26 protein-coding genes are annotated in these 24,992 nt (G+C 63.2%); 2 read left to right on the top strand and 24 right to left on the bottom strand.

Translation table 11 applies throughout. The features are described from left to right. Nucleotides 1-130: 130 nt before the first annotated feature. Nucleotides 131-1,279 carry an iron-containing alcohol dehydrogenase gene (locus tag VVD47_RS05875; RefSeq protein ID WP_327602464.1) on the bottom strand — a complete coding sequence of 383 codons (1,149 nt, stop codon included), beginning with the start codon at nucleotides 1,277-1,279 and terminating at the stop codon, nucleotides 131-133. Nucleotides 1,280-1,423: 144 nt separating this feature from the next. Here VVD47_RS05875 and VVD47_RS05870 point away from each other — a divergent pair, with 144 nt between their 5' ends. Further along, nucleotides 1,424-2,395, top strand: a complete 972-nt coding sequence (locus tag VVD47_RS05870; RefSeq protein ID WP_327602463.1) for a LysR family transcriptional regulator — start codon at nucleotides 1,424-1,426, stop codon at nucleotides 2,393-2,395. A gap of 238 nt (nucleotides 2,396-2,633) precedes the next feature. Here the strand turns inward: VVD47_RS05870 and VVD47_RS05865 are convergent, their stop codons facing one another. The 13 genes from VVD47_RS05865 to VVD47_RS05805 all read right to left on the bottom strand — a co-directional run bounded on the left by VVD47_RS05865 (nucleotide 2,634) and on the right by VVD47_RS05805 (nucleotide 16,374). Next, nucleotides 2,634-3,440 carry a 2-keto-4-pentenoate hydratase gene (locus tag VVD47_RS05865; protein WP_327602462.1) on the bottom strand — a complete coding sequence of 269 codons (807 nt, stop codon included), beginning with the start codon at nucleotides 3,438-3,440 and terminating at the stop codon, nucleotides 2,634-2,636. A 102-nt stretch (nucleotides 3,441-3,542) separates the two neighbouring features. Next, a complete protein-coding gene (locus VVD47_RS05860) occupies nucleotides 3,543-4,796 on the bottom strand; it encodes a DNA topoisomerase IB (protein ID WP_327602461.1) in 1,254 nt (417 codons plus the stop codon). A 283-nt stretch (nucleotides 4,797-5,079) separates the two neighbouring features. Further along, complete coding sequence (locus VVD47_RS05855) at nucleotides 5,080-6,489, bottom strand: DUF2130 domain-containing protein (protein ID WP_327602460.1); 1,410 nt, start codon at nucleotides 6,487-6,489, stop codon at nucleotides 5,080-5,082. A gap of 195 nt (nucleotides 6,490-6,684) precedes the next feature. Further along, complete coding sequence (locus tag VVD47_RS05850; RefSeq protein ID WP_327602459.1) at nucleotides 6,685-7,263, bottom strand: hypothetical protein; 579 nt, start codon at nucleotides 7,261-7,263, stop codon at nucleotides 6,685-6,687. Beyond that, a complete protein-coding gene (locus VVD47_RS05845) occupies nucleotides 7,256-7,885 on the bottom strand; it encodes a hypothetical protein (RefSeq protein WP_327602458.1) in 630 nt (209 codons plus the stop codon). Before VVD47_RS05845 ends, VVD47_RS05850 begins: the two co-directional genes overlap by 8 nt. A 162-nt stretch (nucleotides 7,886-8,047) precedes the next feature. Further along, nucleotides 8,048-8,962 carry an HTH domain-containing protein gene (locus tag VVD47_RS05840; RefSeq protein WP_327602457.1) on the bottom strand — a complete coding sequence of 305 codons (915 nt, stop codon included), beginning with the start codon at nucleotides 8,960-8,962 and terminating at the stop codon, nucleotides 8,048-8,050. After that, the gene (locus VVD47_RS05835) at nucleotides 8,955-9,860 is read right to left on the bottom strand and encodes a DNA adenine methylase (protein ID WP_327602456.1); all 906 of its coding nucleotides are present in this window, start codon (nucleotides 9,858-9,860) and stop codon (nucleotides 8,955-8,957) included. Before VVD47_RS05835 ends, VVD47_RS05840 begins: the two co-directional genes overlap by 8 nt. Beyond that, nucleotides 9,851-10,882 (bottom strand): selenide, water dikinase SelD, encoded by a 1,032-nt coding sequence (gene selD / locus VVD47_RS05830; RefSeq protein WP_327602455.1) that lies wholly within the window; start codon nucleotides 10,880-10,882, stop codon nucleotides 9,851-9,853. Before selD ends, VVD47_RS05835 begins: the two co-directional genes overlap by 10 nt. 229 nt (nucleotides 10,883-11,111) lie before the next feature. After that, nucleotides 11,112-12,200, bottom strand: coding sequence for an ABC transporter substrate-binding protein (locus VVD47_RS05825; protein ID WP_327602454.1), 1,089 nt, complete (start codon nucleotides 12,198-12,200; stop codon nucleotides 11,112-11,114). A 406-nt stretch (nucleotides 12,201-12,606) separates the two neighbouring features. After that, nucleotides 12,607-13,707 (bottom strand): ABC transporter substrate-binding protein, encoded by a 1,101-nt coding sequence (locus VVD47_RS05820; RefSeq protein ID WP_327602453.1) that lies wholly within the window; start codon nucleotides 13,705-13,707, stop codon nucleotides 12,607-12,609. Between the two features lie 69 nt (nucleotides 13,708-13,776). Further along, a complete protein-coding gene (locus VVD47_RS05815; protein ID WP_327602452.1) occupies nucleotides 13,777-14,541 on the bottom strand; it encodes an ABC transporter ATP-binding protein in 765 nt (254 codons plus the stop codon). Nucleotides 14,542-14,551: 10 nt separating this feature from the next. Further along, nucleotides 14,552-15,382, bottom strand: a complete 831-nt coding sequence (locus VVD47_RS05810; protein WP_327602451.1) for an ABC transporter permease — start codon at nucleotides 15,380-15,382, stop codon at nucleotides 14,552-14,554. A gap of 14 nt (nucleotides 15,383-15,396) precedes the next feature. Further along, nucleotides 15,397-16,374 (bottom strand): aliphatic sulfonate ABC transporter substrate-binding protein, encoded by a 978-nt coding sequence (locus tag VVD47_RS05805; RefSeq protein ID WP_327602450.1) that lies wholly within the window; start codon nucleotides 16,372-16,374, stop codon nucleotides 15,397-15,399. 337 nt (nucleotides 16,375-16,711) lie between these two features. On the opposite strand from VVD47_RS05805, the gene VVD47_RS05800 reads away from it, so the two are divergent. Further along, on the top strand, nucleotides 16,712-17,245 hold the full coding sequence (locus tag VVD47_RS05800; RefSeq protein WP_327602449.1) for a phospholipase D family nuclease: 534 nt from the start codon (nucleotides 16,712-16,714) through the stop codon (nucleotides 17,243-17,245). A 40-nt stretch (nucleotides 17,246-17,285) separates the two neighbouring features. Here the strand turns inward: VVD47_RS05800 and VVD47_RS05795 are convergent, their stop codons facing one another. From VVD47_RS05795 to VVD47_RS05750, 10 genes are all read right to left on the bottom strand, one after another. Continuing rightward, the gene (locus tag VVD47_RS05795) at nucleotides 17,286-17,624 is read right to left on the bottom strand and encodes a ferredoxin family protein (RefSeq protein WP_327602448.1); all 339 of its coding nucleotides are present in this window, start codon (nucleotides 17,622-17,624) and stop codon (nucleotides 17,286-17,288) included. An 11-nt stretch (nucleotides 17,625-17,635) separates the two neighbouring features. Then, a complete protein-coding gene (locus tag VVD47_RS05790) occupies nucleotides 17,636-19,294 on the bottom strand; it encodes an FAD-binding protein (RefSeq protein ID WP_327602447.1) in 1,659 nt (552 codons plus the stop codon). Between the two features lie 264 nt (nucleotides 19,295-19,558). Beyond that, a complete protein-coding gene (locus VVD47_RS05785) occupies nucleotides 19,559-19,936 on the bottom strand; it encodes a hypothetical protein (protein ID WP_327602446.1) in 378 nt (125 codons plus the stop codon). Between the two features lie 377 nt (nucleotides 19,937-20,313). After that, entirely contained in the window at nucleotides 20,314-20,808 is a 495-nt protein-coding gene (locus VVD47_RS05780) for a DUF2127 domain-containing protein (RefSeq protein WP_327602445.1), read from the bottom strand. 92 nt (nucleotides 20,809-20,900) lie between these two features. Next, nucleotides 20,901-21,899, bottom strand: a complete 999-nt coding sequence (locus VVD47_RS05775; protein WP_327602444.1) for an NAD(P)-dependent alcohol dehydrogenase — start codon at nucleotides 21,897-21,899, stop codon at nucleotides 20,901-20,903. Between the two features lie 221 nt (nucleotides 21,900-22,120). Next, nucleotides 22,121-22,531: a VOC family protein gene (locus tag VVD47_RS05770; RefSeq protein WP_327602443.1), complete on the bottom strand. Its 411-nt coding sequence runs from the start codon at nucleotides 22,529-22,531 to the stop codon at nucleotides 22,121-22,123. Further along, complete coding sequence (locus VVD47_RS05765; RefSeq protein ID WP_327603193.1) at nucleotides 22,528-23,085, bottom strand: shikimate kinase; 558 nt, start codon at nucleotides 23,083-23,085, stop codon at nucleotides 22,528-22,530. Before VVD47_RS05765 ends, VVD47_RS05770 begins: the two co-directional genes overlap by 4 nt. A gap of 78 nt (nucleotides 23,086-23,163) precedes the next feature. Then, nucleotides 23,164-23,472 (bottom strand): hypothetical protein, encoded by a 309-nt coding sequence (locus VVD47_RS05760; RefSeq protein ID WP_327602442.1) that lies wholly within the window; start codon nucleotides 23,470-23,472, stop codon nucleotides 23,164-23,166. Continuing rightward, nucleotides 23,459-23,752: a toxin gene (locus VVD47_RS05755; RefSeq protein ID WP_327602441.1), complete on the bottom strand. Its 294-nt coding sequence runs from the start codon at nucleotides 23,750-23,752 to the stop codon at nucleotides 23,459-23,461. The genes VVD47_RS05760 and VVD47_RS05755 overlap by 14 nt, the downstream gene beginning before the upstream one ends. Before the next feature lie 68 nt (nucleotides 23,753-23,820). Further along, nucleotides 23,821-24,972 carry a Gfo/Idh/MocA family protein gene (locus VVD47_RS05750; protein ID WP_327602440.1) on the bottom strand — a complete coding sequence of 384 codons (1,152 nt, stop codon included), beginning with the start codon at nucleotides 24,970-24,972 and terminating at the stop codon, nucleotides 23,821-23,823. Nucleotides 24,973-24,992: the final 20 nt, after the last annotated feature.

The raw sequence follows: 24,992 nt of genomic DNA, 5'->3' as shown, positions 1-24,992 counted from the left end.
AAGTCACTGGATCCCCGCTTTCGCGGGGATGACGGTGTTCTACATGGTTACGTAGGGTGGGCTCGGCGAGCCCACGCGTGTCAGGCCGATACGACGGCCCCACATGGGCACACCGTGCCCACCCTGCAAATCACAGCGCCCGCTTGAGGATGTCGGTCACCGCGTCACGCGTGTAGAGCTCGGCCAGCCCGAACCATTGCGCGTTGCCGAGCACGTTGTCGATGGTCGCCGGCAGTTGCGCTTCGGTGATGCCCAGTTGCGACAGTCGCGTGGGCGTGCCGACCTTGTCGAACCACTTCTCCAGCGCGGCGATGCCTTCTTCCGCCGTCTTCAGGCCGAACACCTGCTGCGCGAAGCGCTCGAACTGCGCAGGGTTGCGGCCGTGGTACCACTTCATCCAGGCCGGGATGACCACCGACAGGCCGGCACCGTGCGGCACGTTGAACAGGGCGGACAGCGAGTGCTCGATCATGTGGTTGGGGTATCCGAAGCCCGAGGTACCGGCGTAGGTGATGCCGTTGAGCGCCAGCGTGGAGGCCCAGGCGAATTCGGCGCGGGCGTCGTAGTCGTGCGGGTCGGCCAGCAGCGCCTCGGTGGTTTCGATCACCGTGCTGATCACGGATTCGACCAGGCGCGACTGGATCTTCGGCTGCACCTTCGCCGTGAAGTAACCCTCGATGGAGTGGGCGATGATGTCGGCGGCGGAATACACCAGGTAGTCGCGCGACACCGTCTGCATCAGCGCCGGATTGACGATGGAAACCTTCGGGAAGGTGTGCACCGAGCCGATGGCGAACTTCTCCTTCGTCGCCTCGTTGGTGACAACCGCGCCGTTGTTCATCTCGCTGCCGGTGGCGGCCAGGGTGAGGATGGCGAACACCGGCAGCGCGGCGTCGATGGACGCGGTGCGCAGGAACAGGTCCCACACGTCACCCGCGTACAGCGTGCCGGCCGCGATGGCCTTGGAGCTGTCCAGCACCGAACCGCCGCCGACGCTCAGCACCGCGTCGACCTTGTGCTCGCGCGCCGTCGCAATCGCCTCGCGCACTTTCGACAGCACCGGGTTGCTGACGATGCCGCCACTCTCCACGAAGCTGATGCCGTGCTTGTCCAGGCTCTTGCTGACCGTTGCGAACAGGCCGTCGCGCTTGATGCGCTCGCTGCCATAGGTGAGCAGCACCTTCTTGATGCCGTGGCTGGCCAGGATCTGGCCGATGAGCTGTTCCTTGTCCTTGCCGAATTCGATGGTGGTCGGGTTGTAGAAGCTGAAGTTGTCCATGGCGAAGCGTCCTTTTATGGGTGGCCGGTGCGCGACGGGTGCGCATCGATGGACTGAACTGTAGGGGCCGGATAAACATCCATCTATGCGAAGTCTGTTGAATGATTTACAACTGGATGATGTAAATCGCCCCGGAAGCCGGTCATGCTCAACGAACTCCGTTCCATCACCACCTTCGTCCGCACCGTCGAGCTGGGCAGCCTCAGCCGTGCCGCCGAGGCGCAGCAGATCTCGCCCCAGGCGGCGAGCAAGGCCCTGGCCCAGCTGGAAACCTACCTGGGCGTGCGCCTGTTCCATCGCACCACGCGCAGCATGTCGCTGACCGAGGAAGGCCAGCGCTTCCTGGAGGCCGCCCAGCCCTCCCTGCTGGGGCTGCAGCAGGCCTTGCTGGGCGCGCGCCAGACGCGCGAGGACATTGCCGGCCCGCTGCGCATCGTCGGGCCGCGCTCGGTGCTGCAGCCGGTCATCAGCCCGGTGCTGGAGGAGTACTGCCGGCTGTATCCGGAAGTGCAGCCCGACATCCAGCTGGACGACCGCATCGGCAACTGGGTGGAAGACCGCGTCGATGTCGGCTTCCGCATCGGTGCCTCGCCGCAGGAAGGGCTGATCGCGCGCCGCCTGTTCCCGCTGCAACTGATCATCTGCGCCTCGCCGAGCTACCTGCGCAAGTACGGCGTGCCACAGGCGTTGCACGAGCTGGGCGCGCACCGCTGCAGCGTGTTCCGCCACGGTGGCAGTGGCCGCCTCATTCCCTGGCATGTGAATGCGGGCGACAGCGTGCAGGATCACCCGGTGTCGCCGGCTTTCTCCACCAATGACGAGACGCTGGAGTTACGCGCCGTGCTGGCCGGCGAGGTGATCGGCCAGCTGGCCGCGCCCACCGCCGCGCCGCACATCCGCGCCGGCCGCCTGGTGCCCGTGCTGGTCGAGCACATGACGGAGATGTACAGCCTGTTCATCTACTACGGCAGCCGCAGCGCCCAGCCGGCGCGCGTGCGCAGGTTCATCGATCTCGTCATCGAACGCCTGCCCGGCAATGCCGACTTCGTGTTGGAAAAGGCGGAACTGCTCGATGCCCAGCGACGGGAACTCGGTGCGGGGGGCAAGGAAGGCTGAGGGAGATGTCGCTGCCGTCGGGGATCAGGCAAGCGTGAAGGGTGGGGCTGTTTGCCGGGTGCGCTGCAGGATGGCGCGGCTGCACTGGCGGCTTTGCCGGCGGCGGAGGAGGTGCCGGCACAGATGGGGAGCGGGGCGCGTGGCCCCGGCCGGCTTGACCCGACGGCGGCTTGTCCCTTGAGGGGCGCCGCAGTCGGGCCTCGCGCATTACATGGACGCTACGTCTACTGAACGCTCATCAGGCGCCGGTGGCGCGCGTGATCTGCACCTGCACTTCGCCGACGCCGGCGAAGACGTGGCGCGACTGCTGGCCGGCGACGATGTCATGCACGCCGGTGATCATGCCGGTCGAGATGACGTCACCCGCGCGCAGGATCTCGCCTTGCTCGGCGCGCTTGTTCAGCGTGAAGGCCAGTGCACCCAGCGGGCCGGGCTTGATGCTGACCTTGCCGGTGCCGACCGACTTGCCGTCGATGAAGGTTTCCACGTCGATCGTTTCCAGCTCGCGCCAGTTGGCGATCTCCTTGCCCACGACGACGCCCCAGTTGTTGCCGAAGTCGGAAATGACGGCGCCGGGGCCCAGGTCGTTCAGCGTGGCGAGCGGGCTGCTCGCCACCTCGACGCCGATGTGCATGGACTTCACCAGCGGGGCGACGGTGTCCGCCGTCCAGTCGCGCTTGCCGGCCGGCGAATCCGCGGCGACGACGATCACGACTTCCGCCTCGACGGCTGCGAAGCCGCCTTCGAACACCGGGCACTCCGGCGTGCCGCCCTGTTCGACGTGATGCACGTTGGGGGCGAAGGCCGGGCCGATCAGGCGCTCTGCGGGAAACTGCGCGGCGAAGGCCGGGTTCACGCGGGCGACCTTCCAGCCCTTGATGGGATCGGGCCAGCGCGCGATGGCTGCCAGCTGCACGGCGTAGGCCGCATCCAGATTCGCAGGCACCGCGCCCGGGAACTGGTCGATTGCGCGGCCGGCGGCACGTGCGGCGGTGAACTTCTCTGCAATGTCGTTTGGCGGGGTGGTGGTCTGGTTGGCGGTCAAGATCTCATCCTTTGCGAAAGCTGGCGTTGTGACACCGGGAGGGCGGAATTTACCGCGAACGCCGGGCCAAGGGGAATCCGTGAGTCCAGGATTGAGGGCAGGTCAAAGAAAAGCCTTGTGCGGGCGAGGCTTGCTGCGCGCGTGGCGTGCTGGAAGCCGTGGCAGTGGCCGTGGTTTTTCTGCTGCCGAGGGCCGATGTTCGGGCCGATGCGTAAACCGCGACGTGGGCCATGCTGTGCCAGCCCGTGAGCTGAAACCTGAGCCGCCTGAGGCCACGCTCAGGCGCAACAGCGCGAGCAAGCGCTGCTCTTCCTCGCACAGGCCGTCCGGATCGTCCGCCTTGCGGCCTTTTCCAGTACCGGACCTGACCGCCTGCGGCCGTTCGCCACACGCGTCCTGGCAGAGCGCCAGCACCTGCGGGTGGATGTAGGCCTTGCGGCACACCGCCTCGGTATTGCCCAGGCGCCGCGCCACTTCCCGCACGATCTCCGCACTGCGCGGGAGTTCATCGGGCGCCGCGCAGATCAGCTCCAGCGCAGCCACCGTGCCGTGCCACGAGCGGAACTCCTTGGCCGTGAAGCGCCCGCCCGCCGCCTCGGATATGTAGTCGTTGACGTCGTCCGAGCCGATGCCGCGCACGCTGCCGTCTTCTTCCTCGTACTGGAAGAGCGCCTGTCCCGGCAGCTGCTTGCAACGGCGCACCACGCGGGTCACCCGTGCATCGTTCAGGCTCACCTCGTGCTGCACGCCATGCTTGCCGCGGAAGCGCAGCCGCAACACGCCGGCATGTGCGCCCACGACATGCCGGTTGCGCAGAGTGGTGAGGCCATAGGAATCGTTCTGGCGGGCATATTCCTCGTTGCCCACGCGTACGAAGGTGGTGTCGAGCAGGCGCACGAGGGTGGCGAGGATCAGTTCGCGGCTCAGCACCGCCGCCGACTTCGCCAGGTCGCTGGATACGCGCTGGCGGATGCGCGGCAGCACGTCGCCGAACTCCGCGAGGTGGGCGAACTTGTCGGCCGAGCGCTGCGCCGTCCAGTCCGCGTGGTAGCGGTACTGCTTGCGGCCACGCGCATCACGCCCGGTCGCCTGCAGGTGGCCGTCGGCGCGGAGGCAGATCCACACATCGGTATAGGCCGGCGGAATCGCCAGCTTGCGGATGCGTGCGATGACCGCCTTGTCGCGCAGCACCTTCTCATCCGGCAGGCGATAGCAGAAGCCCTTGCCTCGTCGCTCGCGGCGGATGCCCGGCATGTCGTCGCTGACGTAGCGGAGTGCCGCGGGTGCTGCTGGCGCCGACGCAGCTTTCGGCGTATCGGCGCGGGCGCGTGCCTTCCTGTTCCGGCGAGGCGGCATGCGGCCACGTGGCGGCGGTGGCACGCTGGCGTCGTTGCGGATCGGCTGTGGCTGCGGCATGGGCGTAGAGGAAGAGGGCCGGTGGCTTCCGGCCAGTGACTTCCTTATACCTCGCAGCCTGCAAGGGCCCGTGTAGGTGGCGGAGCTGTCGCGCTGTCGGCAGCAACCCACGCATCGGCGGCGCAGCGCCGTCGCACAGGCTGGCGTCACTGCCGCCAACCAGTCCTTCGTCAGTCCTTCATGAGCCCTTCATCGATGCGCCTGCGGCGAGTCGCGGGGCAACCTACTCCTCGCCTACCGGCCCGTCGTTCTTCAACTCGGCGAACTTGGCGGCCATCGTCGGGTTGCCGCGCGTCAGTCGCTTGACCGTCAGGTCTTCCGCCTTGTCGTTGGCCAGGCGCAGGTTGTTCGCCGACTTGTGAAGCGCTTCCTTCGTCTTCTCCAGGTCCTTGATCGCCTCGTCGATGCGCTTCACCGCCTCTTCGAATCCATCGGAGGCCAGCCGCCAGTTGCGGCCGAATGCCGACTTGAAGTCGTCGAGCTGAGTCTCGAAATTCGTGATGTCCACGTTCTGCGCCTTCACCAGCGCCAGCTCCGACTTGTACTGCAGCGAGTTCATCGCCGCGTTGCGCAGCAGCGTGATGATCGGCAGGAAGAACTGCGGGCGCACCACGTACATCTTCGGGTAGCGGTGGAAAACATCCACGATGCCGGTGTTGTACAGCTCGCTCTCCGGCTCCAGCAGCGACACCAGCACCGCGTACTCGCAACCCTTCTCGGTCCGGTCCTTGTCGAGTTCCCTCAGGAAATCTTCGTTGCGGTTCTTCGTCGCGGTGCGGTCGTTCTCGTTCTTCATCTCGAACATGATCGAGACGATCTCCGTCCCCGACTCGTCCGCGTCGCGGAAGATGAAGTCGCCCTTGCTGCCGCTGCGCGCGTCGTTGTCCTTCTCGAAGTAGGCGCGCGGAAAGGCCGTCGCGCGAATCCGGTTGAACTCGACCTCGCAATGCTGTTCCAGCGTCTCGCCGACCATCTTGGTCGACAGCTTTGCCTTCATGTCGCGCAGGCGCTCGATGGCGTCGTCGCGATCGCGGATCTGGGTCTCGTACTTGTCCTTCAGCGAGCGCTCCGACAGCTGCTTCTCCAGCGCAACCTGGCTCAGGTTGTTGCGCAGGTCGTCGCGCTCCTTCTCCACCACCGTGACCGCCTGGGTGATGGCCAGCTGCCGCGACACCTCACCCGCGTCCAGCCTCGCCTTCAGCGCCTGGATCTCCGCATCCTTGCTGGCCGCGGTCTTCTGCAATTCGTGGATCAGCTTCGCCTCGGCCTGCTCGGTCGCGGCCTGCCTGTCCCGCCGGGCCTGCGCCAACTCGCTGGCGAGCGCGTCGCGCTCCTTCTCCACCGCGCCCAGCGCCTCCGTCACCGCCAGCCTGCGCGCCACGTCCTCCGCATCCAGCCTGGCCTTCAACGCCTGGATCTCCGCATCCTTGGCCGCCGCCGCCTTCTGCAACTCGCTGCTGGCCCTGGCCTGCGCCAGTTCAACCGCGTTGCGCTTGTCCTGCTCGGCAAGCTCCAGCCGCTCATGCAACTGCTTCTCGAAATCCCCGTCGCGCACCTGCTTCAGGATTTCCGCGTACCCGGCCTCGTCAATCTTGAAGGCCTTGTCGCAGTGGGGGCAGATGATTTCGTGCATCGCTGGTGTGTGCTTGGCCGTGGCAGGGAGGGTGCATGCTACCCGCTAAAGCTGTATGCATGATTGCAAGTCACGGCAACGGGCTGCAAGCGGAATACCTAAACGACAGGTGCGAATCCGCGTTCTGCCCGAACGGCCGAGCTCGGCGCATACTTCGCGTCAAACCGAATTGGTGGTGAAACCGGTCAAGGTTTATTAAGACGTTTGATTCCGAATGCGATCAAGAATCCTATTTCTAGTGAGATAGGCGCTGACGGTTGCCGGCACAAGCTGTTGCCATTGCTCATTTCCAGACCGAATCATTTCCCGAATATTTGTTCCCGCGATGCCGGTCTGACCGCTCCTATCCCATAGAACTTCAACCTTATAGCCGGTATCTAGAAGCCTATTAATTTTTTCCCTGTTCCACGAGTCGCGGATTGTGGTAAAGCAAACCACTGACAGCGGGACCAGGCTGGAAAGCAAATTAGGCTGGTCAATTGGAAATGCTGTGAATTCAAATCGATTGCGATTTACTCCTGAACCCACGATCGCCTCGGCGATAGCTTCGCAGCGCTCCTCATAAGTAAGAGGGTTCTCTGCACGTATGCTGCGATGCGGATCTTGTACGCACTCTTTAAGGTTGCCAACGTCCGGTTGAGTTATGCCTATAATCAAACGATTGGCTTTGTCAAAGGCGGCGAGTATGTACTCCAAATGGTCGAGATGAAGAGGTTGGAATCTTCCGTGTACGCATCCAATCTCCACTCGGGAATGGTTTTCTGCCTCACTCACCAAGAGCCTCCCATTTTTTGTCGAAGTAGCGTTTAAAGGCTCGGTAAAGAGTGGGTGAATCCCCCTTCGGAAAACCGTGAGAAGAGATTCTAAGTTGTGGCAATCCTCTGCCTTGGTCATCGACGCCAGTGCTTGGGATAAAGGGGCTTACCAAGCATGCATCGTCAGTAAGGAATAGGCGGTATGGCTCAAAGTCTCCGTCGGCTGCGACTGTGTAATTTCGCACCTCAGCTGCATCACCCCCGGCAGATTCAATGAAATTCCGAGAATTCTCGACGAGCGCCTTGTAGTGCGTTGCTCCGTCAAACTTTTGAAGATTCTCCATGGCGGGAGAGTTGTCAGGGTCCACCAAAATAAACTTCAATAACGAACCTTGTTGTCGTGCCCGTTGCACGGCAGAAAGAAATTCGGGTTGCTCTGAAGTGAGCTTGGCTGCGCCAACTCCAATAAAGCAAAAGCCTTTGCCGGCATCTCTCAGGGCGATTTTGTAGTCAATTCCTCCTCGCACCGTCGTGTCGGCGTCAGTAATTCCATTGCGACGCAAGCGTAAGATATAGCTAGCCGCACACCACCAAATCAATGTTCCAATTGCGAACTTTATTGTCGCTAGGCTCTTCGGCATTGACGGATCAAGTAGGGTGCTTAAGGAGTCGTATATCCAAGGCGATGCCAGGATCGATATTGACCCCAGACCGGCCACCCAGTCCCGAATTCCCAGCGCTCTGTGCCGAACCGCTAGCCACAGAACCACCCTAATCGCCAACTTTACGAGGAAGTTATCCATTTATGCCTCAGGCGTGTCTAGGAAGTGATCCAGCAATATCCATGACCAATTTTCGAAATCCGAACGACGGTTCTGTATTTCAACCTTCGATTCAAACTTTGCATGAACAAGGAATCCACGTTCGCCGATCCGAAATTTAGGTTCGTCGATTTTGACTAGATAAAGCAGCCCCAAGTGCTGAGTGCTTACCTCTCGACTGTCGTCGTACAAATATCCTTTAGAGAGAATGGCAGGCTCCGTAGTGAGCACGAGCTCTTCACTAAGCTCTCGAAGAATGTACGAACAATCGGCTAAATCATCGTCTCCGCTAAATAGATCTAACGTAAGCTGGCTAAAATCGGAAACGGCTAGATGGCCCCCAAGCATCAGCGAGTACTCCCCGCGTAGACGGGTCTCGGGAAGGCGCCCGGTGCGCATGTGAGTGAGGTACCTTCCTTGGCATTCCACCACAAATACAGAGACGAGTTGGATCACGTCAAAGTCTTCTTCCGCAATTCGCCGCTGCATCGGAAATGCTAGGCTTGTCAGAAGGCCGCGGTCTATCGACTGTAAGAAAAGACCCGTAGATGGGATAAGCCTTCTTAAATCATCCCTCTTGATTACGGCAATTTCTTCGTCCATTTTGCTCTTCACAAATCGCTGAGCAAGATATTCTTCTTCTTGGGCCGATCTAATCGCAAACTGGCCTTGAAAAACTCTCTTGAAGCGCGATGTATCCCCGTTCCTAAGGATGTCTGTGGAGAGCTTTGACTTCATGGTTTGCCAAGGCGTTTTCCCATCCGAATTAAGCAAGCCCTCTTGTAGTGCTAAGGCTACTATTTCGCGCGCTGACATTGCTCGATTTTCACGTTTCAGGTAATGCTCCGCTAAATCTAGATAGGACGCCCCTTTTTGGTCTTGCGAGACATCATCCATGAATTAATATCTCCTTTCCCATTCCTCTGTGTCTGGAGTCTGCGGCAATGTAGCTCTTCGTTCTAACTTCACGAACGTCAAAAATCTGCGCGTAAAGCTCAATAATGGCTGGCTCGCTGGCGTTGGTCGCTACCACACGAACACCTCGATGAACTGCTTTCTTCAAGCAGTTGAATAAACGAAGCTGGTCGTCCCATGAGAATATTTTTTCGTTGTATCTAAGAAAGCTACCGTTTGCGCTTGATAACGCGTACGGAGGGTCGGCAAATATGAAGTCCCCGGGCTTGGAGCGTGAGATGCTCTCTTCGAAGTCGAGAGGCCTTATCTGCGCTCCTCGCAGTTTATGGGCCCATGATGTGAACTGATGCAGACTAAAGTCTGTCGGGCGCTTGGAGCCAATCGGTACGTTGAATTCACCTCGTTGGTTAACCCGATACAAGCCGTTGAAGCAAGCTTGGTTTAGATAAATCATACGAGCTGCTGTGCCGTGAGAGCTTCGCGGTTGTGATGCGCGAACCGAGTAGTAGTACTCTTTGCTGTGTTGCCGGCGATGGCGTTGATACAAACGATGAACCCCGGCTGGGTCGCTTCTTATGGCTTCGTAGGTGTTAACGAGTTCCGCATTTGAGTCAGAGATAAACGGCTTGTGAGGGCAAAAAGCAAAGTACGCGGCGCCACCGCCCAAGAATGGCTCGAAATACCTCAAATGCCCTTGCAGAAAGAATTTGGTTAAGTGAGGCAGTATGTGTCGCTTGCCGCCTGCCCACTTCAAGGGCAGTGTCTCCTTGTGCTCTGTGTGGTGTAGGGAGTTATGTGTGGGGCTGTCATAGTGGGCAAGAGATTCGCTCTTGGTTTCTAGTTCGACGTGGCGGTCGCGATCAAACGTGTCTATAGCCATTTGATGGCCCCTACTGATTCGAAGTAAATCTCGCCGATTGCAGTGGCTTCATCCCCATCTTCGAGAATCTGCGTAACTAGCTTGTCTGCCAGATGGCGGGGGCACGCGAACAGCATTCCGCCTGACATTTGAGAGTCAAAAAGAATGCACTTCTTGGCGTCGTCCACTCTCTCCATGTTTATGGAGAAGCCTGCAGCATCTTCGCAATTGTAAAGATACTGGCGCGTGGTGAGTTCTTCCTTCAGATGCTGCTCAATAGACGCGTAAATTGGAAGCTTCTCCACATAAATTTTTGCGGAGCAGCGCAGTCTGTTTGTCAAGCTATGGGCTGCGCGAGCTAGCCCAAATCCCGAAACATCAGTGCATTCTTGGATACCGAAATTCCTTAGAATGGATGAAGTTATTCGATTTGATCTGAGCATTCCGTGTATTACGTCTTCGAAGTCGTTCTCCAGCATTGGTTCTGTTCTCCAGAGGACGCTCGCGACGCTGGTGCCTAATCTCTTCGTTAAAATCAGTATGTCCCCTTGGGAAAGGGGGGCCGTATTAGGCATAGAGGCGGCAGTCCCTACAACCGAGAGTCCTAGATACAGATCCTCTTGGTGTGCCATGGTGTGACCGCCAACAAGCAGGGCGCCTTCGTCTCTCAATGCCTCTTGTGCTGAGAGCATGAGCTCCGCAACGATAGGATTGTTGCCATCCATTCCTTTCGGAATTCCAAGCAGGGCCAATGCGAACGCTGGCACTCCGTGAGTTGCGTATATGTCATTCAGAATGTGGTTTACGGCAATACGCGCGAAGTGAACAACACTCGGAACGTAAGGAAGCACCACATCGATAGTCGCAACCACGTTGTTAGACGGCAACGAGAACGATGCGGCATCGCGCATTCTCGACGAGTCCTGCCTTAGGTAGTCATTGCCGTGGTTTCCCATGATGGTAAGCAGCTGTCGAAGGTCGCTTACGCAGGCCTTGTTCGAGCAACCCCCGTGTGACGCCCAGTCCAAGAATCTTTTTGTCATTCTGTACGTTGCCCACCGTTCATGTTTTCGCTGCCGGGTGCGTCGCGATCATATACCAAGGGGTTTTGCAGAGAGGGAGGCACAACGTCTCTGTAGTATCTGAGAGGATTGCGCCGGCGGTTCGGCTGTGAGCCGCCGAGTTTGCCAAGCGGCAAACGGAGAAAACCCAGCGCAAAAACGCCCACGACTGCATCGCAGTCGTGGGCGTTTTAGTTAGCGGCGGTAAGGTTCAGCGCTGCAAGCTGGCCAGCGCTTCTTCCAGGTAGCTACTGTCGGCCCAGTCGTTCACGTCGAAGTCGTTCTTCACATAGCCACGCTCGCGCAGGAAGTCCTTGGCGATGCGCAGGCCGATGAGGTTCTGCGGTAACAGGTTGGGCACCAGGTCGTAGCGCGGCAGCAGGCGGGCGGTGGCGGCTTCCGGGTAGAGCGTGGTGCGGTGGAAGACGGCGGCGGCGGCTTGCGGGTGGGCGTTGATCCAGCGGCCGGCGCGGATGGAGGCACGCAGCCAGGCGACTACGACGTCGCGGTGGTCGCGGGCGAACTCGGCGCTGACGGTCAGCGTGCGCGGTGCGTTGGCGATGCCCAGCGTCCAGTCCGGGTAGCGGTCCAGGTCGTCCAGCACCTTGAACTCGCCGCTCTGTTCCAGCGTGTCGGACAGGCCCAGGCCGTACTCGTAGTAGGCGTCGATCTCGCCACGTGACAGTGCCTGCAGCTCGACGCCGCGTGCGGCCTTGTCGCGCAGGCGGCCCCAGGTTTCCGACGGGCCTTGCGAGGGCGTGTCGACGTGCACGTCGGGTGCGTCGATGTCGATGATCTGCACGTCGGCTTCGCTCAGGCCATGCAGTGCGAGTGCGACATGGATGCCGCGCTCGCTGGTGGCGCGACGGAAGTCGATCTTCTCCGCGATGTGGCTGCGGTACAGGCCGATGCGCTTGCCGCGCAGTTGCGCCACGCTGTAGATCGGCGCGTCGCTGCGCGCGATGATCTTGCCGGCGGGTTGTGCCTGCGTCAGGCCGATCAGCACCGTGTCGCGGATGTCGGCCTTGGCCCAGATCGCCGGGCTGTTGCCGCCGTCGCGGAAGAGGTTGGGCGACTTGTGGTTGTAGTGCTCCAGCCAGCCGTGCTCGTCCGGGCGGGCGCGCAGGTAGTCCAGCTTGCCACCGACGCGGTTGAGTTCTTCCGCCAGCCAGCCGAGTTCGTTGGCGACGCCGGAGGCGACCAGCACCGGGCAGATGGTGTAGCGCGCGGCGACGCGGGTGTCGGTGGTGGTGGCGTCCGAGGCGGCGGTGGTGAGGCCGGCTTCGTTGATGATTCCCATGTGATGCTCCTTGATTGATCGGTCATTCCTGTGTGCCTCGATCCGTCGGCCCCTTCGACAAGCTCAGGGACCGAAGCTTGGGGGCCGTGCGGGAATCCAGTGACTTTGTCTGGTTGCTGGAAGTGCAACAACGCTGGATTCCCGTCCGGCCGCAGGCTCGCGTGCCCTGAGCTTGTCGAAGGGCGGGAATGACGAGGTAAGTGGTTGTGCGTTGCTTGTGCCGTCTTGCGCAGGTCGTCTGATTTCCGCCGCTGCCCTCTCCCCCAGCCCCTCTCTCGCAAGTGAGCGAGGAGAGTGGTCGTCATTCCTGCAGAAGCGGGAATCCAGCGTCGTTCACGCAGCGTTGCTCAAAGTCACTGGATTCCCGCTTCCGCGGGAATGACGGAGTTGGGTGCGATGCGTGACCTCAGGCCGCCTTGCGCAGGCCGCTTGTTGAACCAGCGTGTCCGGCCTCTGCACGCAGCGACGCATGCGCCTCTTCCAGATAGCTCGCGTCCGCCCAGTCTTCGATGCGGAAGTCGTTCTTCTGGTAGCCGTGGCTGACCAGGAAGTCTTTCTGGATCGTGACGCCGGCGAGGTTCTGCGGGGACAGGCTGGGCACGAAGTCCTGGTGCTGGATCAGCGTGGCGATCTGCTCGGCGTCGCGATACGTGGTGGTGCGCGCGAAGATGTCGGCGGCGGCGCGGCGGTTGGCGTTCACCCACTGGCCGCCGCGGATGGCGGCGCGCAGCCAGGCGACGACGACTTCCGGGTGCGCCTTGGCGAACGCGGTGTTCACGGCGGTGGTGTACGGGCCGTTGGTGACGCGCAGGGTCCAGTCGGAATAGCGGTCCAGGTCTTCGATGATCTTGAATTCACCGGTGGCGACGAGGCGGATCGAGCGGGCCGGGCTGATGTAGATGGCTTCGATGCGGCCTTCCTGCAGCGCGAGTTGGTCTTCCGGCACGTGGTTGTGCAGGTAGGTCCAGTTCTGCGCCGGGCGCTCGGCGGGTGCGGCGGGCTTTGCTTCCGGTGCGTCGAGGTCGACGATCTGCACGTCATTGCGGGTGAGGCCGTTGACCGCCAGCGCCAGTTCGATGCCGCGCTCGGCGGTGCCGCGCACGAAGTCGATCTTCTCCGTGGCGAGGCTGCGCGTCAGGCCGATGCGACGGCCTTTCAGATCGCCGACGCGATGGATGCCGGAATCGCTGCGCACCAGGATCTGGCCGCCGGTGACTGCGGCGGTGGTGGCGATCAGGGTGGTGTCGGTGAGGTCGGCGCGCGCCTGGATGGTGGGGATCGCGCCGCCGTCACGGAACAGCTTGGGCAGCGAGTGGGTGAAGTGCGGCAGCCAGCCAGCGTTGTCCGGCAGCGAGCGCAGGTAGCGCGGCTTCGCATTGACGCGACGGAATTCCTCGTCGATGAAGCCGAGTTCCAGCGCGACGTTGGTGGCCACGAAAACCGGGCAGATGGTGTACAGCACTTCCTGTGCGGGGGTGTTCGATGCGGTGCTCTGTGCGTTGCTCATGGTGATGAGTCCTTTGCTTCAGTGAGTGTTCTTCAGAACGTTCAACAGGGGACGACGAGTGTTCGGGCGTCAAGCCGCCGCAGCCACTGACGCTGCATCCGACGCGCCGATGCGCTCCGGCAGCAGATCGGCCAGCAGCAGTTCCTTGATCTCCTGGAAGTCGGCGGCCGAGCGCTTGCGTGGTTTCGGCAGGTCGATGCGCAGGTCGCGGCGGATCGTCGCGGGCGGGCCGTCCAGCACGATGACGCGGTCGGACAGCACGATGGCCTCGTCGATGTCGTGGGTGATGAACAGCACGTTCGGCCCTTCGTTGCCAACGATCTCCAGCAGGTGGTCCTGCATGCGCACACGCGTCAGCGGGTCCAGCGCGCTGAAGGGTTCGTCGAGCAGCAGCAGGCGAGGGCTGCCGACCAGTGCGCGGGCCAGGCCCACGCGTTGCGCCATGCCGCCGGACAACTGCTTGGGCAGCGCCTTGGCGAACGCGGTGAGCGAAACCTTCTTCAGCGCGGCTTCCACGGCGGCCTTGCGTTCTTCCACCGGCCAGTCCCAGATCGCCAGTTCGACGTTGTCCGCGACGTTCAGCCAGGGCATCAGGCGCGGTTCCTGGAAGGCCACGCTGATGCGCTTGTGCGGCCCGGTGATGAGTTCGCCGTCGAGCTTGATCTGCCCTTGCGTGGGCGTCTCCAGCCCGGCCAGCAGGCGCAGCAGGGTGCTCTTGCCGCAGCCGCTGGCACCGATCACGGTGAGGATGCGTTCCTGGTCGAAGTTGAAACCCAGCGGCCCCAGCGCGGCGAAGTCGCCGAACTTCTTCACCAGTCGTTGTATCTCGATCATGGTTGGTGCCTCACTCTTTCTCGACCGTGTCCTGCCAGCGCAGCACGCGGTTGGAAATCTTTGCGATGATCAGGTCGGTGGTCTTGCCGCACAGCGCGAAGACGATCATGCAGGCCATGACGATCTGCGCGCGGCCGGTCATCTCGCCGTCGAGCAGCACGTAGCCGATTCCGCTGGACGCGCCCATCAGTTCCGCCGCCACCACCACCAGCCAGGCCACGCCCATCGACTGGCGCAGGCCGACGAAGAGGAAGGGCAGGCTGTAGGGCAGCATCACCTTGGTGACGAGACGCGCACCGCGCAGGCGGTACACCTCGCCGACCTCGATGAGCTTGCGGTCGGCCCGCGCGATACCCGACATGAAGTTCAGATAGGTCGGGAAGAACGCGGCCTTGGCGATCAGCACGACCTTGGAGCTTTCGTCGATGCCCAGCCACAGGATGAACATCGGAATCCAGGCCAGGCCCGGAATCGTGCGCAGCGCGTGGATGGTCGGGTCGATGATGGAGCGCCAGAAGCGCGAGTACCCGGTGATGGCACCGACGACGATGGCCACCGTGACGCCGCTGGCAAAGCCCAGCAGCACGCGCTGGAAAGAGATGGCCAGGTGCGGATTCAGGAAGCCGCTGCTGAGCATGTCCCACAGCGCGCCGAGCACGCGCGTCGGCGTCGGCAGCAGCACTGGGTCGACGAGCTGGAAGGTGCCCACGCTTTGCCACACCAGCAGGATCAACGCAGGGAAGATCAGTGGGCGAATGATCGAGGAACTGCGGTCCGCCAGACCGCGCCCCCAGCTGGGCGCGCCCAGCGGGCGCACCAGGTTCAGGATGAGTTCAGACATGGCGGCCCCCGGCCTCAGTCAGCCGACTTGTAGAAGCCCGGCTCCAGCACGGCCTTGACGACGGCATTCACGTCCGTGTCGGCCGGCACCGAGCCCAGCTTCTTGTACAGCTCGCCCCAGTAGGCCAGGTCGGCTGCGTCCTTGGCGACGATCTCGGGGTTGTCGTCCTGCTGCAGCTGGCGCTCGAAGACGCGGCGGGCCACGTCGATATCGATCTTGGACGATTCGGCGAAATCCTTGATCGCCTGTTCCGGGTTCTGCTTGGTGAAGACGCGTGCGCGGTTGAACTGCGCCAGCACGATCTTCACGATCTCCGGGTTGGCCTTCAGGTATTCCTCGCGCACGTTCAGGCCACCACCGCCGGCCAGGCTCTTGTCCACGAACAGCACACGGGCCTTGGTCTGCACTTCGGCAATCGTCCAGTCCGGTTCCAGCGCGGCCCAGGCTTCGACGCGGCCGGCGGCCAGTGCCAGGCGGCCTTGCGCGTGTTGCAGGCTCACGATGTCCACGTCCTTGTCGGTCAGACCGTGCTTGTGCAGCGCTGCGATCAGCGAGATGTACGGGCCGGTGCCCGGCGTGGCGGCGATCTTCTTGCCACGCAGGTCGTTGATGCTCTTGTAGGGTGCGTCATGACGCACGAGGATCGGCGCGCCGTGTGCGTTGCGGCCGGTCCAGTAGACGAACTTGATGGGCGTGCCGTTGGCGCGCGCCAGGAAGGCGGAGGCCGAGCTGGTGGAGGCGATGTCCACCGCCTTGCCACGCAGGAACTCCAGACTCTTGTTGCTGCCGAGCGATTCCACCCATTTGACCGTCACGCCTTTTGGCTTCAGGGCTTCTTCGATCCAGCCCTTGTCCTTGGCGATGCGCGTTTCCGGGTTGATGGAGGAGTAGCCCAGGCGGATCTCCTGCTGGGCACTCGCCGAGAAGGCGGCGAGACCGAGCGAGAGAGCGAGTGCGGAGCTGAAGACTGCGGCAGTGATTCTGTTCAACATGATGATTCCTGAAGAGGGAGTGATTGCGCCCATCAATCTAGGCAGGGGACGATGGGCGCGGAACAATGCATTTCAGATTTGGTTATCCAGCAGGGCTGAATATGCATACGGGGTTAGGTGGGGTTCTGGCTTGTACGCCAGTGCCTGCCGAGGCTTCGGCGTGCGGTCGGTGGCGTGGTGCGGCTGGTGCTGCGTAGATCTGCGCAGCACCGGATTTGAGGCTGGTCAAATTCGCGAGCGCCTGCGGCCGGTCGTACTGCGCGACGCCCGTGTGGCGTAGATTCGGACAGGACGGCTCCGGCCAACGGACACGAGGGTCCGCAACATGAAGATGAGAGTGAAAGCGATCCGATGCATGGCGCTGGTGGCGCTGCTCGGCATGTCTCCCCTGGCGTGGGCCGCACCTGATGTGCAGGTCGGTTTCTCGCCGGAGGGCTCGGCGCGCAAGCTGGTGCTGGATACGATCAGTGGCGCGCAGCGCAGCATCCAGGTGCTGGCCTACGCCTTCCAGGCGCCGGACATCGCCCAGGCGCTCGTCGATGCGCAGAAGCGCGGCGTGGAGGTGCGCATCGTGGTCGACAAGAAGCGCAACCGCGGCAAGACGAGCAGGAAGGCCATGGACTTCGTGACGCGCAACGGCGTGGCCTTGCGCACCAACGACCATTTCCACATCCACCACGACAAGACGATCATCGTCGATGGCGAAACGGTGGAAACCGGCTCCTTCAACTTCGCGCCGTCCGCCGAGACGCTCAATTCCGAGAACGTGGTGGTCATCCGTGGCATGCCGGAAATTGCGCGACAGTACGTCGCGCACTGGCAGTCGCGCTGGGACCTGGGCAAGCCGTACCCGCCGAAGTCCGCACGCTGACGCGCGGCTACCACGGTTCGACCGTGGGCTGCGGTCGTGATCAGCCCGCGTTCGCATTGCGGATGCGCAGCAGGCGTGTCGGGTCTTTGTCGGTGCCACCGGCCTTGCCCTTGCGCCAACCCATGTTGCGCACGTAGCTACCGAGCAGTTCGGATTCGGACAGGTGCTCCTCGTCCACTTTCACGTCCAGGTCCGCATGCGGTGCGACGAACAGCGCGTCCACCGGACAGTACAGCTCGCACATGAAGCAGGTCTGGCAGTCTTCCTTGCGGGCGATCACCGGAATGGAATCCGGCACTGCGTCGAAGACATCGCGCGGGCAGGTCTTCACGCACAGGTTGCATTCGATGCAGCGGTCGGCACTGACGAGTTCGATCATGGTGTGGGTGTTCAGGAGATCAGGGCTTCTTCGGGCAGATCGCGCGCGGTGTGCGGTGTCGGCGCGTTGGTGACGTGGAGGTCGTCCACGCCACGGCTGTGGATGTGCTGCGTCTGCGCCGGATCGCTGCCGTCGCGGTCCACGCGCCGGTGCAGGCCGCGGCTTTCGTCGCGTGCGGCGGCGCTGGCCCAGATGAGCCGCGCGGTCGCGGCCATCGATGCGGCCTCGCGGGCGCGCACCAGCTCGCGGCCGCTGCCGCCGAGGTGGTCGCGCGCGGCGGCCCAGATGCCGTCGAGCTGCGCGCGGGACAGCGCGATGCGCTCACCGGTGCGGAAGAAGTTCACGTCCAGCGGCAGCGTCTCGTCCTGCACGGCGGCGATCAGTTCTCGTGTGAAGTTGATGCTGGCGGGCTGCTTGTTAGGCCGTATGCCGGCGCCACCGAGTGCGCGGACATCGCGTGTATGCAGCCTGTCGCCCAGCGCGCCAGCCTGTCGTGCCGCGAACTGCGCCGCGCCACGGCCGCTCCACACGCCGCTGGCAATCGCCCAGGACGCATTCGGGCTGCCTCCGCCGGAAATCGCGCCGACCAGCTTCTCGCGCGAAGCCGCGTCGCCCGCGACGTACAGGCCGGGCACGTTGCTCGCGCAGTCATCGCTCACCACGTCCAGCCCACCGGTGCCGCGCACCGTGCCTTCGGAACGCAGCGTCACCGGGAAGCGCTCCTTGAACGGGTCGATGCCGATGCGCTCGAAGGGCAGGAAGCAGTTGGGCTGGCCGCGCACCAGCCAGTCATGCTCGTGCGCTTCGCCCTTGTTCATCAGCGCGTACACCTTGTGGCCGGCGATCATTGCGCGTGCGATGCGTGTGCTGCGGTCGCCACCTTCGCTGGGCAGGGGGCTACCGTCTTCCAGGTAGAAGCTGGCGAAGGTGAAGGTCAGGCCCTTGGTCACCGTCGCGTGTTCCGCCGACAGTCCGTACTGCGCGCTGAACTCCATGCCGGACAGGCGCGCGCCGGCTTCCGCCGCCAGCAGGTAACTGTCACCGGTGTTGCCATCGCAACCCAGTGCGCGCGACAGGAAGGTGCAGCCGCCAGCGGCGATCACCACCGCGCCGGCGCGCACCTGCCAGCGTTCGCCACTGCGCAGCTCCACGCCGGCCGCGCCCGCCACCACGCCATCGGCCCAGAGCAGCTCGAGGGCAGGGTGGTGATCCAGGATCGTCACGCCTGCGCGCTTCACGCGGCGGCGCTGGTGATGCATGTAGTCCGGCCCGCGCAGGTTGGCGCGATACGGCCGGCCGTCTTCGTCGAAGGGAAAGGGATAGCCGTCCCCGCCCAGCTCGTCGAGGCCACGCAGCGCCTCTTCCATCGTGCGGATGATCCAGCGCCGGTCCGCCAGGCCGGCAGACTTCTCCAGGCGCTTGTTCACCTCTGCATCGCGCGCGGCGCCCGCAGGCAGGTACCACGCTCCGGTGTTCGACGGCGCCGTTGCACCGGACGTGCCGCAATAACCCTTGTCCGCCAGCACCACCTTCGCGCCACTGCGCGCAGCCGACAGCGCGGCCCATGTCGCGGCGGGGCCGCCGCCGATCACCAGTACGTCGGCGTGCAGGACCAGCCCGCCGGATTCATTGGCGTAGGTGGTGGAAGGTGCATCGTGGATGACGGGCATGAGCGACGTTCTTCACGCGCGCCGGGCAGCACGCGGATGATGGAAATGGAAGAACGTTTAGCAGGACGTATGCCACGGCGGCGCAAGTGCCCCCGGCGAGCCCGGACCGGCCCGTGGCATCAGGCGCGCAGCAGGATGGTGTGTGTTGAGCACGAAGCAGCTCGCGCGAAGGGGTGGTGATTTATCACCAGTGCGCGGAAGGGGGTGCTGCAAAACAAGCAGACCGCTGCTGGCGAGCGGTGGCTGCCGATTTGTGTGGCGCAGCTACGCGACGCGGATACCGAGCAAGCGCATCAGCGGCCCGGTGAGCAACGCACCCGCCAGCGACGACAGGCTGCCCCACAACAGCACCGCGACGTAGATCATCGACGCACCGCCGCCCTGGTAGGGCTGCACGCAGTCCGTGTAGTAGGCCAGCAGCAGCCAGGGCGCGAACAGCACGCACGCGCCCACGGCGCGCAGCGGGTTGGCGGTCGCCAGCGACACGAACGCGGGAACGAGTGGAATGGCAATGAACCAGGCGAGCGCCATGGTGAAGCCAGCCAGGTCGTGCTGGTAGCAGAAAAAGCTGTTGAAGCCCTGCAGCGCAATGACGCCCAGGATGGCGATGACGCCAAGCAGACGGGCGCGGGGTTTCGTCACGATCACAACAAGCCTCCTCGCGGGTAAGTCCTTTCAGTCAGCGACATGCTTCGATTCCCGTCGCTCCTGCCCTTTGGCAGGCTCAGGATGAACCGGGCGCTGCCCGGACAGGAGCCCGGCCACGTTGAAAGACACCGGGTCCCTGTCCTCGCACCGCTGTCCGGAACGTGTTTCCGGACAGGATTCCAGAGCTTCGTCGTTCCCGCGTAGAGGGGTAAGCAGGCATTTCGGTGAATGCAGAAAGCTCGCAATGCGGGAACCCTGTGTCGTTCGACGGCCGCAAACGTCGCTGGATTCCCGCTTTCGCGGGAATGACGAAACTCTTTCTGGACGGCACTGGGCCTTCGCAGGAACGACGTCCAGTCGGGTATGCGGCATCAGCTTCCTTGTCCCCGTGTCGCCAGCATAGTGGCTGCCCGATGCCGCGCACGCAGGGCCTGCACCATGAAGCCCACCACCAGCAGGTTCAACACCAGTGCCGCCACGCTCAGCCAGCCGGCATGGCGGATCACCTCGGCGACTTCGAACGGCACATACACGCCACCGCTGAACGCCGCCAGCCATTCCGCCCAGGCACGTTGCTGCCACAAGCCGTAGGCTTCGACGAAGCGGAAGCCCGCGTACACCGCCGCGCCCGCGAGCAGCCAGCGTGGGTCCAGCACGCCGATGTCCTGTCCGATGCGCGCCAGCAGGTGCGGCGTATGCACTGCCGGATTCAGGTGCAGATGACCGGCCAGCTGGTGTGCCAGCGCATGCATGTCATGGTGCACGAACAACAGCAGCCCGGAAGCGGCGAGCAAAGCCAGCGAGCCTTTCGCGGCCTCGAAGGCGGCGATGACACGGAGCGTGCGGCGGGTATGGCGATGTCGCATGAGACCGGACTTTACCGGAAGCCACCCGGCGCCCGTTGTCGTGGCCGCCGCCGGCGACCGGAGGGCCCTGCAGATCACCCCCACCAGCCGGATCAGATGGTGATGATGACCTTCCCTTGGGCGTGGCCGGTCGCGAGATACCGGATGGCATCGGGCACTCCGGTCAGCGGGTACAACCTGTCTATGACCGGGGCGATCCTGCCGGACTCCAGCAACTCCTTCAGGAAGGCCAGGTCGGTCCGGCTCCGCTTCGCGAGCAGGGGCCTGACTTTCTGCGTGACGAACCACGAGCTCACGAAGGATGCGAGCAGATGCAGGAATGGCCCCGACCAGTTTCCCCCGGAGCCACCGGAAGGAACGTAGATGCCTTTGCGGGTGAGGGCCCGCCTGCACTCCCGGAAAGAGCGGTTGCCCACGTTGTCGAGGATGAGGTCGTGGCGCTGGCCGGTACGCGTGAAGTCCTCCCGCGTGTAGTCAATGACGCGGTCCGCACCCAGCGCGCGCACGATCTCCACGTTCCTCGTGCTGCACACCGCCGTCACGTCCGCTCCGTACGTCTTTGCGATCTGCACCGCAAACGTACCGACGCCACCCGACGCCCCGTTGATCAAAACCTTCTGCCCGCTTGCAATCCTGCCCGCGTCCCGCAAGCCCTGCAGGGCGGTGAAGCCAGCCATCGGCACCGCTGCGGCCTGCTCGAAGCTCAGGTTGACAGGCTTGGCCTCGAGGAAGTCCTGCGGGACGCACGCGTACTCGGCGAAGGGCGAGAGCTCCATGTATGGGTCGCCCGGGGCATCGTCACTGACCTGCCCGAAAACCTCGTCGCCCGGGCGGAAGCGGGTCACGTTCTTGCCAACGGCCTCCACCGTGCCGGCCAGGTCCGAACCCAGGCCATTCATCTTCGGCCCGATCAAGCCGAAGATCCGTCGCGTCACCGGCGTGACGTCACGCATCACCTGCCAGTCTGACGGATTGATGCCTGCCGCGCGGATGCGCACGAGCACGTCGTCGTCACCCGCCCGCGGTTTGTCGACTTCCTTGAATTCCAGGGCATCCAGCGAACCGTATGCCTTGAAAACGACTGCTTTCATGCAGCCTCCTTCCGTCCTGCCCAGGGGAGAGAATCTGTACGCACGTCAGCGCGCAGACCTTCATGTCTGCTGGCCGCGAGGGCAAGGAATCAGATTCGCTGCAGGGGCCGGCAAGAAGACGCCGACCATTGGCCCAGCTTACTCGCTCGGGCTGCAAACTACCGGGCAGACCGGGATTTAAGTAAGGCGGGACACGTAGGGATGTCCGAAGTCAGCCGGGGTCAGCCCGGGGTTAGCGGACCGTTGATGACGGCTTCCAAATGGTGACCCTCCGGGTCGATCACGAAGGCCGCGTAGTAGTGCTTGCCATAGTGCGGCCGCGGACCCGGCGCGCCGTTGTCGTGGCCGCCGTTGCGCAGGGCCGCTTCGTGGAAGGCATGGACGGCCTCGCGTGAGGGTGCAGCGAAGGCCAGATGGAAACCCGGCCCCGGCGGCACCGCATCGTCGCGTTGCTTGATCGCCAGCTTGTCTCCCGAACCGGGCGCACCGTAGCCGACAGCCTGGTTCTGCTCGCCCGGACGGATGTCGGACCAGACGCGCACATAGCCAAGCGCAGCGAGTGCCGCGTCGTAGAAACGCGCCGCGACTTCGATATCGCGGACGCCGAGGGAAATGTGGTGGAGCATGGTCATGTTTCCGGCTGTCGGCGATGCGCGTGGAAGGCCGACCCTAGCGCCTGGACTATCCGGCTGGCCACCAGGCGAGGGTCGTCTTTGCTCAGGATGCGCTTGCATCGCAACGCCATGAAAAGCGGAAAGCGTTCGCGTAACCGTGCCTCCTCGCGCGCGGCATCAGCTTCCAGGTATGTACGCTGAAGCTGACGCGCCACGATGATCCGTGCGCACTCCTCTTCATCCAGCGAGGGCAACAGCAGGATGCTGAGTGCGTCATCAGCGATACGAGCGCGGATGGCTGAATAATCTGGAGTCGTGTCTTCAGGGTAGGTCATGAAACCCGAGGACAAGGCGAAAACGGTCGGTTGGTCGATACCCGAAACGAGTGACCCGTAGCGCTCGATATTCTTCCGCGCGTACGCCATGTAACCATTTCTGGCGATGAATCCCGGAATAGCGCCAGCACCGCATGGAAACGCCGCATCGAGGTCCATGAACCTGGCTCCGACACGTGAAGCCAACAGGGGCCCGATCGTTGTCTTGCCTGCCCCGCCGGGGCCGACGAGATGGATGATCAGTTTTTCCGCGGTGATTTGATGTCCCCGTTCATCGCGCCATGTGGCAAAGAGACACGACTTTGCGTGAACGGACTACGGCGTCCGCCCCTTGCCGCGTTGCTTGGCGGGAGGCGGCGTCTGCTCTGCCAGTTGCCCGGTCACGTACTTGTGCAGCACGCTGGCGATCAGCGTCTGGTAGGGAATGCCTTCCTTGAGCGCACGCACCTGTATATCGCTCAGGTCACCGGAAGAAAGACGGATATTGACCCGCTTGTCCTTGATCGCAGTCGCTCGTGCGACGGCCTTGAACTTCGCGAGCTCGGCCTTTGTCGCCACGGACTTTAGCGCTCCCTTTTCATAGGCGCCAAGAATCTCCTGCTCGTAGTCATCAATCTTCGGCATCGGGCTCACCTGCGTTCAAATAGTCTCTCGTGGCCTTGCGGCTCGGGATGATGGTCTTGAGGAAAAAATAGTCGTCCTCTTCCACAAAGGGGACGAGGTAGGCGTAGTGGTCGGCACAGACGACAAACACACGCTGCCTCGGGTATCGAGCCTGGTTCGGATGCGCCAGGATGTCGAGCAGCCCGTCCGATTCGATGGCGACGACCATCTGCTCGAAGGACACGCCTCGCTCGGCGTTCAGGCTCTCGTTCTTCTCGGGATTCCACCGGAACGGTTTCATCCCTGAATGCTAGCGGTGTGTGTGCCTTTTGTCACCACAAGCAGTGACGGTCGCTCAGGTGGTCCGGCTCAACTCCACCGCGTCCACTTCACCTCACTTTTCGCCGACTCCACCGTCAGCTCGATGAACCTCACCCCGCGCGCGCCATCGGCCAGCGTCGGGTAGTCGCCTTCCAGCTCGCCGAGTGCGCGCCCCTCGCTGCGGGCGCGCATGGCTTCGGCGGCGCCGAGGTAGACGTTGGCGAAGGCTTCGTGGAAGCCCTCGGGGTGGCCGGAGGGGAGGCGGGTGGCTTTGAGGGAGGCGGGGCAGAGGCCGGTGGAGCCGCGGGTGAGGATGCGCGGGGCGTCGTCCAGCGAGGTGTGGATCAGGCGGTTGGGGTCTTCCTGGTGCCAGGTGATCGTGCCTTGTGTGCCGACGATGCGCACGCGCAGGTCGTTCTCCACGCCGGCGACGATCTGGCTGGCGGTGAGGACGCCGCGTGCGCCGTTGGTGAAGCGCAGCAGCAGGCTGCCGTCGTCGTCGAGGCGGCGGCCGGGGACGAAGCTGGTGAGGTCGGCGCAGAGGGCGTCGATCTGCAGGCCGGTGATGGTGGCGATGAGGTTTTCGGCGTGGGAGCCGATGTCACCCATGGCGCCGGCGATGCCGCTGCGGCTGGGGTCGGTGCGCCAGTCGGCCTGTTTGTTGGCGCTGCCTTCCAGCTGCGTGGCGAGCCAGCCCTGGTTGTACTCCACCAGCACCTTGCGGATCTCGCCGAGCTGGCCGTTGCGCACCATGTGGCGCGCCTGCCGCACCATCGGATAGCCAGTGTAGTTGTAGGTGACGGCGAACACCGCGCCGCTCTGCTTCACGGCGTGGGCGAGCTTGTCGGCCTGCGCGCTGGTGTGCACCAGCGGCTTGTCGCACACCACGTTGATGCCGGCCTGCGCGAAGGCCAGCGCCACCGGGTAGTGCAGATGGTTGGGCGTCACGATGCTGACGAAGTCGATGCGCTCCTCGGCCGGGCGCTTCAGCTCTTCGTCGAGCAGGGTCTGCCAGTCGCCGTGGTTGCGCGCGTCGGCAAGGCCGAGGTCGCGGCCGGAGGCGCGCGCCTTGTCCGGGTTGGATGACAGCGCGCCGGCCACCAGTTCCATCTGGCCGTCCAGCGCCATCGCGCGGCGATGCACGACGCCGATGAACGCGTCGCGGCCGCCGCCGACCATGGCGTATCGCAGTTTGCGCAAGGTGCTCTCCTCAGTGTTTG

The sequence above is a fragment of the Uliginosibacterium sp. H1 genome, assembly GCF_036017065.1.
Lineage (GTDB): Bacteria > Pseudomonadota > Gammaproteobacteria > Burkholderiales > Rhodocyclaceae > Uliginosibacterium.
Note: the sequence above shows the minus strand (reverse complement) of the source record. Positions and strands in the feature narration are given on the sequence as shown.

Excerpts from the sequence above, each read along its gene's own strand:
- VVD47_RS05875 (WP_327602464.1), bottom strand. The coding sequence starts at position 1,279 with ATGGACAACTTCAGCTTCTACAACCCGACCACCATCGAATTCGGCAAG.
- VVD47_RS05870 (WP_327602463.1), top strand. The coding sequence starts at position 1,424 with ATGCTCAACGAACTCCGTTCCATCACCACCTTCGTCCGCACCGTCGAG.
- VVD47_RS05860 (WP_327602461.1), bottom strand. The coding sequence starts at position 4,796 with ATGCCGCCTCGCCGGAACAGGAAGGCACGCGCCCGCGCCGATACGCCG.
- VVD47_RS05855 (WP_327602460.1), bottom strand. The coding sequence starts at position 6,489 with ATGCACGAAATCATCTGCCCCCACTGCGACAAGGCCTTCAAGATTGAC.
- VVD47_RS05845 (WP_327602458.1), bottom strand. The coding sequence starts at position 7,885 with ATGCCGAAGAGCCTAGCGACAATAAAGTTCGCAATTGGAACATTGATT.
- VVD47_RS05840 (WP_327602457.1), bottom strand. The coding sequence starts at position 8,962 with ATGGATGATGTCTCGCAAGACCAAAAAGGGGCGTCCTATCTAGATTTA.
- VVD47_RS05835 (WP_327602456.1), bottom strand. The coding sequence starts at position 9,860 with ATGGCTATAGACACGTTTGATCGCGACCGCCACGTCGAACTAGAAACC.
- selD (WP_327602455.1), bottom strand. The coding sequence starts at position 10,882 with ATGACAAAAAGATTCTTGGACTGGGCGTCACACGGGGGTTGCTCGAAC.
- VVD47_RS05825 (WP_327602454.1), bottom strand. The coding sequence starts at position 12,200 with ATGGGAATCATCAACGAAGCCGGCCTCACCACCGCCGCCTCGGACGCC.
- VVD47_RS05820 (WP_327602453.1), bottom strand. The coding sequence starts at position 13,707 with ATGAGCAACGCACAGAGCACCGCATCGAACACCCCCGCACAGGAAGTG.
- VVD47_RS05815 (WP_327602452.1), bottom strand. The coding sequence starts at position 14,541 with ATGATCGAGATACAACGACTGGTGAAGAAGTTCGGCGACTTCGCCGCG.
- VVD47_RS05810 (WP_327602451.1), bottom strand. The coding sequence starts at position 15,382 with ATGTCTGAACTCATCCTGAACCTGGTGCGCCCGCTGGGCGCGCCCAGC.
- VVD47_RS05805 (WP_327602450.1), bottom strand. The coding sequence starts at position 16,374 with ATGTTGAACAGAATCACTGCCGCAGTCTTCAGCTCCGCACTCGCTCTC.
- VVD47_RS05795 (WP_327602448.1), bottom strand. The coding sequence starts at position 17,624 with ATGATCGAACTCGTCAGTGCCGACCGCTGCATCGAATGCAACCTGTGC.
- VVD47_RS05790 (WP_327602447.1), bottom strand. The coding sequence starts at position 19,294 with ATGCCCGTCATCCACGATGCACCTTCCACCACCTACGCCAATGAATCC.
- VVD47_RS05780 (WP_327602445.1), bottom strand. The coding sequence starts at position 20,808 with ATGCGACATCGCCATACCCGCCGCACGCTCCGTGTCATCGCCGCCTTC.
- VVD47_RS05775 (WP_327602444.1), bottom strand. The coding sequence starts at position 21,899 with ATGAAAGCAGTCGTTTTCAAGGCATACGGTTCGCTGGATGCCCTGGAA.
- VVD47_RS05770 (WP_327602443.1), bottom strand. The coding sequence starts at position 22,531 with ATGACCATGCTCCACCACATTTCCCTCGGCGTCCGCGATATCGAAGTC.
- VVD47_RS05760 (WP_327602442.1), bottom strand. The coding sequence starts at position 23,472 with ATGCCGAAGATTGATGACTACGAGCAGGAGATTCTTGGCGCCTATGAA.
- VVD47_RS05755 (WP_327602441.1), bottom strand. The coding sequence starts at position 23,752 with ATGAAACCGTTCCGGTGGAATCCCGAGAAGAACGAGAGCCTGAACGCC.